We start from the raw sequence: 9490 nt of genomic DNA, 5'->3' as shown, positions 1-9490 counted from the left end.
ATATCGATTTCGGTCAGCATAGCGGCCAGCCGGCAGCTGCTCGCCTGTGCCAGCCAGGCACGATGATAACGAAGCCGTAGCGCGCAAAGCCGGATACGCAGTTCACGCTGGTTGTATTTACTCATGATTGCCTCCGCAGCCGGATTTTCGTTATCTGATGTTAAGCAGGGTGAAGAGCAGCGTAAAAAAATACGCTATTCCGGTGGTAAAGCCCGCCATGAATAAAATGTCTCTGGAGTCGGGTATCGGTATTGCCCAGAACCATACGCCCCAGACAAGATAAAATGCTGCCACCATCAGCCAGAGCACCACCATCGCCCAGAAGGTCATGACCGCCATATCCCTGAAAAGGTACGCCAGCAGAACAATAACGGGAGATGCTAACAGGGCCAGCCGCCAGACCTGCCAGCCCGGGAAGCCGGTCAGTCCATCACGCATCGTCAGACCGGATACGGTGAAGTTCACCGCCAGCATGACTGCAACCAGAACCACATAAGCGTGAACCCTGTTATCCGGATGACGCCAGCGTCTAATCAGCCCCTTCATGCTGCCTCCTGTCCGTGTGTTGACGTCCTGCGGAACTGGATGTTCTGAGACCGGACCTTTTTGAGATCAAGTTCAACCAGTCTTCCCATAAGGTTCAGGAGAAGCATTGCACGCTTTGCGCCCTGCGGCTCATGCCAGATAGCTTGCATGTTTTCAAACGTGCCGTTTGTTATCAGAACTATATCGCCATGCTCAGGCGCCTGCATGTCTGCCTGCGCGGCCGACTCAGCTCCCCGCTTTATGCGCTCCATTTCCGCATCACCCATAATTGCGATGCGATTGCCAAAGCTGACTATGGTTGAGACTCCGCGCGTTGCTTTAATAGTCGTCGTGTGAATTTCTTCAGGGTCGAATCGCGCAAACAGATAGCCAGGAAAAAGTGGCTGGGGTTTAACCGGTTTAACGCTTCCCCCGGCAACAAGCTGACAGGTGAAAAGCGGAAGGTAACATTCCACCCCCTGATTGATCAGATGGGCTTCGGCGCGTTTTTCCTGATTAAATAACGACTTGAGTACATACCACTGTTTCATCTGTCATCTCCTTAATTAATAGTGTCGCCAAGGCGCAACTGGCTGGCCTGACGCAGAACTTCGTCAGGATTCAGAACAGGCGCACTGCCGTTACTGCTGCTGACTGCCGGTGCAGTTGCTGAGGCCTGCTGCACGGCGGCCTGCGGAGCCTCCTGCTTCGCCTTTTCAGCTTCGGCATCCTCAATCGTTTCCAGACGGAAGCCCTGCTGGAACACCACCGTCACCGCATTGCCGGCACCGATATCAATCACCGGGTGATACTGCTCGGCACGCTTAATCCAGTACTGACTCAGCGTGTCCGCCGCCTTGCTGGCACCGCCACCGAGCCCCTGCTTGAAGATGTCACCGGCACCAACTGAGGCGCTGCCACCCAGCCCGACCGTTGGCGTGGCGGCAGACTGGATACCTTCACCGAAACCGGACAGCAGGCCGGCGGCACCGGCATTGGCGACAATGGCGCCGTTACGCATCACCGGCTTACCGCGGATGCCCACCTTGCCCTGGAAGGACACGTGCCCGTCGAAAGGCATATCGATATGCTTGCCGTTATCCAGGATGCAGCTGATGTTTTTGGTGCGCACCTCACCACGCTCGCTAGAGATGTCACCGTACATCTCTCCGGTCACGCGGCACTGGTCCATGTTCCAGGTCTTCCCGTTAGGCATGGAGACCTCGCCGAGCAGGGTGATGACCACCGGCGAGGTGTTCTGCTGACCGGTCACGCTGGCGTTGGCATCAGCGCCCTCAATCATCGTGGCCTCAGAAAAGGAGCCAGAGGGTATCCAGGGAAGCTTTGTTTTTTTCTCGGTAAGCGCAGCGTAGGTGAAGGTTTCGCGGCTCAGACCGCCCGGACGCACCGTACCTGCGCCGGGATAGAAGGCCTGCCCCTGGGGCGGGTAAAACTGTCCTCCCTGCCCTCTGGCCGATCCGCTGCCCGGACTGTTGATGCTCCACTGCGCCGGACCGGACTGCCCGGCGGAGACCGGTGCATTAACAGGAGTGGTTCCGGCCGCCGGTGTGGTAGCGGAAGGACCGTTTGCCGGCCGGCCCGCCTGCTGCGTCTGCAGCTGACTGATTGCGTCTGCCATCGTGTTGAGCTTCTTCTGCAGCTCCTCATTCTGGCTTTTCAGCGTGCCGGTAAGCGTGCCGAGGTCGCGCTCAAGGCCGGCGGTCTTGTTCTGCTGCTGCTGCAGCGCGGCGGTGGCCACCCCTTCGGTAAAGGACGTATTCACCAGGCTGCCGGTCAGGTTCGGTGCCGCCTTTGGCGCGGGCCGGTTTAGCTCCGCCTGATGGTGTGAGTACGCCCAGATGCCCCCGCCGGTGGCCAGCATGACCGCGGCGGCCACGCCGGTAATCACCCACTGGCGCCGGCGCGTGGCGGTGTTGATGTTGCTCATGACCCGCCCTCCGCGTCAGTGGAGAAAATCACCCACACGAAGCCTTCGCCGTTTGCATACAGGGTGCGGGTTGAGAGCATTACCGCCCGCACGCCCTTCTGCCAGAACTGTTTTTCACTCAGCGTCCGCGTCACGTAGCCGGTGTTTTTCATGCGGTATCGCATCACCCGCAGGTGGGAGCCGGCAAGCTGGCGCTCAGGTGTCAGCAGCAAGCCCGCAGGCGGGTTATACGCGGGACCACGCGAGGCCTTTACCTCGGTGTAATTCTCCGGCACCCCGCCGCTGACAATTCTGCGCGCAACGCTTACCAGCGCTTTCTGGAAGGGCTGACTCTCCTCCCATACCTTTGCGTCCGGGTTGGGCTTCAGTGGCACATCCGCCGGTATCAGGTGCAGCGTGCGGCCGTTACCGGGTTTGGGTGACACGTCGATCGAAACGCCTACGCCGCCGGCCGTTTCCAGGAAGATGGTGAAGTCCTGACCGGTCTGTGGCGTAATCAGCAGCGCGCCGTCGGCAGTGTTGCTTTTGAGGTAGGCATTGTCCGGCCCAGTGATGCCGGTAATCAGCTCGCCGTCGATAATGATTTTGTTAGGACTGGTATTACTCATCTGCGCCTTAAGATGCGCATTATTCTCAAACGGGGTCCCGGCCGGGCCGGGTACGGCTGCCTGCCCGGCGGCCGGCAGCAGCGCCAGCGCGCCGGCAGCGGCCAGGGCGGAAAGGGTCTTTTTCATCGGTTCAGTCCTGTTGCGGGCGGCGTTCAGGTTGAGTCCAGGGCACCTCGGGGAAGGCCGTCAGGCGGATAAGACCGTCCACGTAGTGCACGCTGAGCCGGTAGGCTTTACTGGCATCCGGAAGCGAAATGTTCAGGTTACCGTTCGTGGTGCTCGCGCTCAGCGTGCCCTGCACGGTGATGTCACCGGTGGTGGAGTCGGTGATTTCGTCATCGATGCGGAACACGGAAGAGACGCCGTTGTTTTTGATGTACTCAGCTTCGGCGGCGAGCTGCTTTTTCATGTCGTCGCGGTACTCAGCGGGAACGAAGCGCAGCAGGGCGGCATGCTGGCTGTCCACGGTTTCAGGCGTGACTGAAAGGCGGAGGTTGACGAAAGAGCGCACCAGCATGCCGTTTAAGGCCGCATCTCCGGAGGCGGAATCGGAGATGAACGGGCGGTCAAACATCATCGGGGTGGTCAGGGTCTTCTGCTTTTTTGCAAAGTGCCACGCCAGCGCGCCGGTGACGACGCTGCTGACGGCGAGAATAAATACGAGCAGCGAAAGTGCGCACAGGGCCAGAATGATTACCCGGTTGCGCCCCTCCCGGACCTGATACTTCATAGCGTTATCCTTTTAATAAGCGCCATCCGGAGATGGCGCGTGGGTTACTGCATCCAGTGCCGGTTGCCCGAGTCGGGCACGCGGCGGAACTGCAGCCGGAGCAGCGCGGTCGGCAGGTACCAGTAAAGAAGGTTCATGAGCCACCAGGTGCCCTGCCCCTTCTTCAGATGGCGGACTAACAGCCAGAGCGCGCCTGCCACAATCAGCATCACAATGAACAGGTCGCAGAGCAGGCCGATGCCCGCGAACGCAAGGATGAGCACGGCCTCCTCTGTGGGGAGTCCGCCAAGGCGTTTCTGCTGATTGAGTGTTTCCGGGAACTGGTACTGAAGCGATTCCCCGTTCATGCGGCATTAACCGGCCAGGGCGAAGAAGGTGCGGGTGATAACGATGAGGAAAGCCAGACCGCCGACGAAAAGCATCGGGTTGCGCGTTTTAATGTATCCGCCAATCGAGATGATGATTTCGCCGATGTAAAACCCCCACTCAACGGTACTGCCATGACCGAACGTGTCTTTGGCATCCTGCTTCTGAGCGGCCAGCAGGTCAGTAGCTCCTGCAAAATGTGGCAATGCAAAGAACAGCATTGCGAGAGCTACAAGGGTTACGTTTGCACGATGCCGGTAAACTTTTTTACAGGCGGTATGAGTAAGACCTTTCAGTATTTGTTTAATGGAGGGATATTTACCAGATAAGGGTTTGTGGTAGACATCAGACAATGCTACCGCCACGCTATCCGTTTTACCGGAAGCGAAAGTTGAAGCTTGCATTATTTAATCCTTAATCAGAATCAGGTTCTAAAAAAAAGGACTCACCATTTTTATAATGGCGAGCAGTGTCCTGTATCAGCAATATCTGATGCAGACTGGAAAAGCATTTTAATCGAATATGAGTCTCTTTCAGAATGGGCTGTACTTACACCTCCTTATAAGCAGTAAATTTATATTAGCGTTATATAAAAATATTAAGATGAGAGGCATGGGCGGCGAACAGACTCAATAGCTACTCACAGTCAGTGGCAGATTCGAATCTCCGACCTGTAGCGGCCAGGTCGGAGAATGATCTGAGTGAGTCTTCAAGTCGGATTTTTGCCTCTCGTGTTTTACTTCTTCCTGAACGCTTAGATGATTCCACTAGGAGCTGGTTAGTCTCCTCTGACAGGTGGACTAATACTGAACCTGCCCTGATGGATTTTGCATTGGCCATAAGGCGTCTCTTATGTGATTAAAAATTTTTTTAATCATGAACTTAGCTATTAATTCTTGTCTCAAGCCGTCCCGAAAACTGATAAAAGACCTTTACAAAACAACTCAAAAACAACTCAGTAATGATGTGATTCTGTAAAGAATTATGCATTTATTGAAAAGTATTTCGAGTAGTTTTTGAGTATCTTTCTATATAGAAATTGAGATTATCGAAAAAAAGCTTATTAAACAGAGCGTTACAGAATCAAAAAACCCTTCAAAAGATACTCGTTCGTGTATCATCTTTTGTTTAACCCAAATTCTTGAGTCATAGCGCTAGCTGAGCAAAAAGTAACCGATGGGCGGGAGTAGACTTTGGACACATCTAATAAAAACCTCAAAAAGGTATTAGAAATTTTTGAGCGGAAAGGAATCGAAAAGAGGAAACAGGCTTCAACAATGGCTGACATCCTCAGTATTAAATATCAGAGCGCCAAACAAAAACTTGATGGTAAAAGAGGGGTTTTCTATAACGAGCTAAAATCAGTTTATAATTACTTCCACGAATCCCTTGAAGAAGAAAAATCGTATAACGGCATATTTATTGTTAATGATATGCATGTAAGATGTAATATTATTGTCAGCGAAGAAAAAGTGGATATTAAAGAGCCAGGCATTAACTACGCTTATCTTCATAAAAATTATTATGTAGTTAATCCAACGGGCATTAAATTTAATAAAGATATGAAGCGGGTAATCAGAATGGATTTTCTGCCTGCACCTAAACTGGCCATACTCGATAATGATAAAGAACTTCTTGAGCTATTAAAATCAGTATCTAACAGATACGGTATCGATGCGTCGGTCTACGAGACTGCACAAGAAATGATGCAGGCAGTCGACAGGGAAGATTATGATGGATATGTTATTGACTGGTTACTGGACTACAGCGAAACCTCTGAGGCAGTGATCAAGAAGATCCGTTCTAAAAGCGAGACCGTGCCGATAATCCTGCTTACCGGGCAACTGAATCAGCATGAACGAGAGATAGGAGAAACCATTATGGAATATGGAGTTGAACTGGTTGAAAAGCCGACCCGTGTTTTTATACTTTCATCCATATTACTTGCAAACCTCTTTTTTTAAATGGCACTAAAATGGAATTAATTAAATTAACGGCTGAACATATAAAAGAGATGTACGACATAAGATTTTCCGTCACCGAAAACCTTGTCCATGCCCATCAGATCGAGTATCTGCAGAGAGAAGTAATTCTGGCTGATGTTGCTCAGAATGGCGGATGGATCTGCAGGTTTGATGACTGCTATGTGGGTTACGGCTTGGGCATTCACATACCCCATGCATTGATAGGTGGTCTGTTTGTAAGGCCAGAGTACCAAGGACAGGGCGTTGGTGGAGCGATACTGGAAAAAACCACTGAGTGGTTTTTTGAACAGGGAGACACTGAGATTGAGCTGACCACGGATGAACACTCATCAGCTGCTCGCTTCTATCAAGCGCGAGGCTGGCATAGTTGCGGTCATGATGAATATGGACAGTTGATTATGAAGAAAAGGAAAATGGCCAAATGAAGTTATTTACAGCGATTCTGTTCTCTTTGCTCTCGGCCAAAGCAGCGTATGCTGACTCCTTTGTTCTGGCAGATGGCAGTAAAGAAATTAACGTTTCTACAGAGGATTTGCTAAAGCTACCAGTCACATCAATCACGACAGCTACAAATTTCACGCCTAAAGCGACCTTTGAGGGTGTGCCCTTTACAGAGCTGCTATCAAAGTATTCGATTACGGCATCATCCCTGAGAGTCTATGCACTTGATGACTACAGCTACACACTGCCAGTTGAAGAACTGCTGAAATACCAGGTCATCCTGGCATTCCGTAAAAATGACAAAGTGATACCGGTATCTGACCTGGGTCCTTTTGCTGTAATTTACCCGAGAGACCAGCATCCGGAACTTAACAAACTTGACGTAAATGCAAAAACCGTCTGGCAGATCAACAGGATTGAGGCTATCAAATGAAGGGGAAGATTGTCCCGGTCCTGCTCGGGTTGGTGCTGACTCTTTCTTTTTCAGGTTCTGTTTTTTTCACTGTCCAGAAATTTAATGAGATAAAAAATCAGTATAAGAGTATTGAGCCAAACCTTGATAACTATTCGACAGCTGAAATCCTCTTCCTGGCATTTGAAAGAACCCGGACCTCTGTTTACCAGACAGAAAAACCTGACAACTTTGAAACAAAGAAATCCGTTTTTGATTCAAAAGTCAGAATTCTTAAAAACAAATCGCTTCGTATAAATTCTTTTTATTATGAGCCGGATTTCCTGAGTGCCCTTGAACTTCTGGAAAAGCAAAGCGCTGAGTTAAGTAGATTAAATGAAGCAACAACTGCTTCGGAAAGGAAGGATGTGCTATTACAGCAGATGAATAAGATGCAGCCCACACTTATCAATCTGCAGGAAATCATCTATAGAATTCAGATAAGAAATTTCAACACAATAAAATCACTGATTATTGACAACTCCTCTTATACAGAACTTGCTGCTCTTTCCAGCATAGTACTTCTCTTTACCTTGATCATTTTACTTTGGGTCCATATTGCGCGACTGAATTCAGCGATCAAAGGTAAAAATATTTTTATCTCTGCTATATATCACGAACTTTCAGGCTCGATTCAAAAAATCCAGTTATCATCAGATATGATTGACGTAAGGGGGGATATCTTAAACTCAGAAAAATATCTGGCAAAAATCACCTTTCACTCTAATAAACTATATCATCAGACTAAAGAAATACTTGAATTCTCTAAAATAGAAATCGGTAACGTTGGTCTTAATAATGTTAGTTTTTATACAGAAGATGTTCTGAATGCCGGTTTATCTCTCTATAATGAAAGCAATGCTAATAAAATTGAGTGTAGCGTATATCCGCAGAATGTTCTTATCAATGCTGACAAACAAAAAGTCATATCTATAATTCACAACATTATAGATAACGCAAACAAAAACACCCATTCCGGGCTAATAAAAGTAAGGCTCAGAGTGACAAGTTCTCACCTGTTTTTAAGAGTGAGTGACACAGGCTGCGGATTTGATAGTAAGAAACTTAACCTCCTTTTCAGGCCCTTCAATCAGGGTGTAGAAAGTGAAACCCGGCAAGGTTTAGGGCTGGGGCTTTCGATAGTTAAAAGCTACTTAAAAACAATGAAAGGGAGAATCAGTGCGCATTCTGAAATTGATAAAGGTTCTACTTTTAAAGTTATAATCCCGATAACTACTGTTAATTTATCTTTATCAAAAAGAGAATAAAGTCCGGAGCTTCCGGACTTATCTATTACTCAACTATAAAATGTTTGCTCTCCGCTTTATCCTCTGCGGAGCTCATTCCCGTCAGGTTCTGGTCAATCATCTCCTCAAGCGCCTGCGCCCCGGACTCACCGCGGATATGCAGATACATTTCCGTCAGCATCGCCATCATGATGCTGGTTCCTTCGCGCGTGCCTGCAACACGACGTATTAAGTCGCGATTAAATTCCTCTGTATCAAACTTATTTCCTTCACCCTGATGCTTCTTGACCATCAGACCGATACCCACCAGTTCATTCACCACAGAGGAGAAGTTAACCTCACCGTGTGTTGCGCCGTTCTGCAGCTCTATCTGCACCAGCTCCTGAACTTCTCTTTCGGTTTTTTCTTTGAAGTAAATATTTCTGCGCGCCATTCCCGTATTCCCTGTAAGGCGGGGTTTATTTTACCCTGCCTTTTTGATTTATTTATGAATATTGTCTTCACGGCACCAGCGTGACTGCCGCATTCGGATAAGATTGCCCTTCCTGTATTATTTACCCCGGTTTCAGTGTGTGTCAATCCGGCACTGTTCATTTAATCCGGTGGGTATGCTAATCAGGCACTGTATCTCAGCTCTGTGTGTGTCAATCCGGCACCGTGCACACTTTTCATACGTAAATCGCCACTCAAATCTGTTCCTAATGTGTGTCAATCCAGCACTATACCGGTTTTTGATGTGTGTTAATCCGGCACCACAGACCTTTTTTATGTGTGTTAATCCGGCACTGCATACTGACGTACCATGCATAAGATGATGATTTAATTAAATAGCCACAATCAGCACACACCACAGTGCCGTTTACAGTGCCGGATCAACACACAATACGGCACTGCAATAACACACAATTAGGCACTGCATTAACACACAATCAGGCACAGCAAAGTGTGTTAATTAACACACAATTTTCATCATACGTCGAAAAAACAGCTAGAAATTAAAGTTAAGCCCATGTTTTTAAACAGCTAAACTGCAAGATTATACCTTGCGTGGGGTGTGATGAAATTTTACCTTTGAGGAGCGGCTTGTTAATTAACCCTGTCATACTGAATTCTTTATATCCCGGACGAAGTTCGTCATATGCCCGTCAGCGCACTGTGCGCGTCTGTAACGAATTTTCTTGCAAGTGAT

Annotated in this window: 13 protein-coding genes; 4 read left to right on the top strand and 9 right to left on the bottom strand. The window is 49.1% G+C overall.

Translation table 11 applies throughout. The annotated features are described in order from the left end of the window. Positions 1-150: 150 nt before the first annotated feature. The 8 genes from IBT54_RS24670 to IBT54_RS24635 all read right to left on the bottom strand — a co-directional run bounded on the left by IBT54_RS24670 (position 151) and on the right by IBT54_RS24635 (position 5017). Positions 151-546: a hypothetical protein gene (locus tag IBT54_RS24670; RefSeq protein ID WP_201253296.1), complete on the bottom strand. Its 396-nt coding sequence runs from the start codon at positions 544-546 to the stop codon at positions 151-153. After that, entirely contained in the window at positions 543-1076 is a 534-nt protein-coding gene (rfaH, locus tag IBT54_RS24665) for a transcription/translation regulatory transformer protein RfaH (protein WP_201253295.1), read from the bottom strand. The genes IBT54_RS24670 and rfaH overlap by 4 nt, the downstream gene beginning before the upstream one ends. Before the next feature lie 11 nt (positions 1077-1087). Further along, positions 1088-2473, bottom strand: a complete 1386-nt coding sequence (gene traB / locus IBT54_RS24660) for an F-type conjugal transfer pilus assembly protein TraB (protein ID WP_201253294.1) — start codon at positions 2471-2473, stop codon at positions 1088-1090. Then, positions 2470-3207 carry an F-type conjugal transfer protein TraK gene (traK, locus tag IBT54_RS24655; protein WP_201253293.1) on the bottom strand — a complete coding sequence of 246 codons (738 nt, stop codon included), beginning with the start codon at positions 3205-3207 and terminating at the stop codon, positions 2470-2472. The genes traB and traK overlap by 4 nt, the downstream gene beginning before the upstream one ends. A 4-nt stretch (positions 3208-3211) precedes the next feature. Then, entirely contained in the window at positions 3212-3811 is a 600-nt protein-coding gene (locus IBT54_RS24650; protein ID WP_201253292.1) for a TraE/TraK family type IV conjugative transfer system protein, read from the bottom strand. A 44-nt stretch (positions 3812-3855) separates the two neighbouring features. Then, entirely contained in the window at positions 3856-4158 is a 303-nt protein-coding gene (gene traL, locus IBT54_RS24645; protein WP_201253291.1) for a type IV conjugative transfer system protein TraL, read from the bottom strand. 6 nt (positions 4159-4164) lie between these two features. Beyond that, positions 4165-4581 (bottom strand): conjugal transfer protein TraA, encoded by a 417-nt coding sequence (locus tag IBT54_RS24640; protein WP_201253290.1) that lies wholly within the window; start codon positions 4579-4581, stop codon positions 4165-4167. Positions 4582-4813: 232 nt separating this feature from the next. Then, complete coding sequence (locus tag IBT54_RS24635) at positions 4814-5017, bottom strand: TraY domain-containing protein (protein WP_201253289.1); 204 nt, start codon at positions 5015-5017, stop codon at positions 4814-4816. Positions 5018-5370: 353 nt separating this feature from the next. On the opposite strand from IBT54_RS24635, the gene IBT54_RS24630 reads away from it, so the two are divergent. From IBT54_RS24630 to IBT54_RS24615, 4 genes are read left to right on the top strand one after another with little or no spacing between them, the layout of a single operon-like run. After that, positions 5371-6141, top strand: coding sequence for a response regulator (locus tag IBT54_RS24630; RefSeq protein ID WP_201253288.1), 771 nt, complete (start codon positions 5371-5373; stop codon positions 6139-6141). 11 nt (positions 6142-6152) lie between these two features. Then, positions 6153-6587, top strand: a complete 435-nt coding sequence (locus tag IBT54_RS24625) for an N-acetyltransferase (RefSeq protein ID WP_201253287.1) — start codon at positions 6153-6155, stop codon at positions 6585-6587. Beyond that, the gene (locus IBT54_RS24620; protein WP_201253286.1) at positions 6584-7036 is read left to right on the top strand and encodes a molybdopterin-dependent oxidoreductase; all 453 of its coding nucleotides are present in this window, start codon (positions 6584-6586) and stop codon (positions 7034-7036) included. Before IBT54_RS24625 ends, IBT54_RS24620 begins: the two co-directional genes overlap by 4 nt. Beyond that, complete coding sequence (locus IBT54_RS24615) at positions 7033-8322, top strand: sensor histidine kinase KdpD (RefSeq protein ID WP_201253285.1); 1290 nt, start codon at positions 7033-7035, stop codon at positions 8320-8322. Before IBT54_RS24620 ends, IBT54_RS24615 begins: the two co-directional genes overlap by 4 nt. A 25-nt stretch (positions 8323-8347) precedes the next feature. Here the strand turns inward: IBT54_RS24615 and IBT54_RS24610 are convergent, their stop codons facing one another. Then, positions 8348-8734 carry a relaxosome protein TraM gene (locus tag IBT54_RS24610; RefSeq protein WP_201253284.1) on the bottom strand — a complete coding sequence of 129 codons (387 nt, stop codon included), beginning with the start codon at positions 8732-8734 and terminating at the stop codon, positions 8348-8350. Between the last annotated feature and the right edge of the window lie 756 nt (positions 8735-9490).

It is taken from the genome of Pantoea sp. S62 (genome assembly GCF_016658625.1).
GTDB lineage: Bacteria > Pseudomonadota > Gammaproteobacteria > Enterobacterales > Enterobacteriaceae > Pantoea > Pantoea vagans.
This window is presented reverse-complemented; position numbering and strand designations above follow the sequence as displayed.

What these genes read in the sequence shown, in the direction of transcription:
- IBT54_RS24670 (WP_201253296.1), bottom strand. Translation starts at nt 546, where the DNA reads ATGAAGGGGCTGATTAGACGCTGGCGTCATCCGGATAACAGGGTTCAC.
- rfaH (WP_201253295.1), bottom strand. Translation starts at nt 1,076, where the DNA reads ATGAAACAGTGGTATGTACTCAAGTCGTTATTTAATCAGGAAAAACGC.
- traB (WP_201253294.1), bottom strand. Translation starts at nt 2,473, where the DNA reads ATGAGCAACATCAACACCGCCACGCGCCGGCGCCAGTGGGTGATTACC.
- traK (WP_201253293.1), bottom strand. Translation starts at nt 3,207, where the DNA reads ATGAAAAAGACCCTTTCCGCCCTGGCCGCTGCCGGCGCGCTGGCGCTG.
- IBT54_RS24650 (WP_201253292.1), bottom strand. Translation starts at nt 3,811, where the DNA reads ATGAAGTATCAGGTCCGGGAGGGGCGCAACCGGGTAATCATTCTGGCC.
- traL (WP_201253291.1), bottom strand. Translation starts at nt 4,158, where the DNA reads ATGAACGGGGAATCGCTTCAGTACCAGTTCCCGGAAACACTCAATCAG.
- IBT54_RS24640 (WP_201253290.1), bottom strand. Translation starts at nt 4,581, where the DNA reads ATGCAAGCTTCAACTTTCGCTTCCGGTAAAACGGATAGCGTGGCGGTA.
- IBT54_RS24635 (WP_201253289.1), bottom strand. Translation starts at nt 5,017, where the DNA reads ATGGCCAATGCAAAATCCATCAGGGCAGGTTCAGTATTAGTCCACCTG.
- IBT54_RS24625 (WP_201253287.1), top strand. Translation starts at nt 6,153, where the DNA reads ATGGAATTAATTAAATTAACGGCTGAACATATAAAAGAGATGTACGAC.
- IBT54_RS24620 (WP_201253286.1), top strand. Translation starts at nt 6,584, where the DNA reads ATGAAGTTATTTACAGCGATTCTGTTCTCTTTGCTCTCGGCCAAAGCA.
- IBT54_RS24615 (WP_201253285.1), top strand. Translation starts at nt 7,033, where the DNA reads ATGAAGGGGAAGATTGTCCCGGTCCTGCTCGGGTTGGTGCTGACTCTT.
- IBT54_RS24610 (WP_201253284.1), bottom strand. Translation starts at nt 8,734, where the DNA reads ATGGCGCGCAGAAATATTTACTTCAAAGAAAAAACCGAAAGAGAAGTT.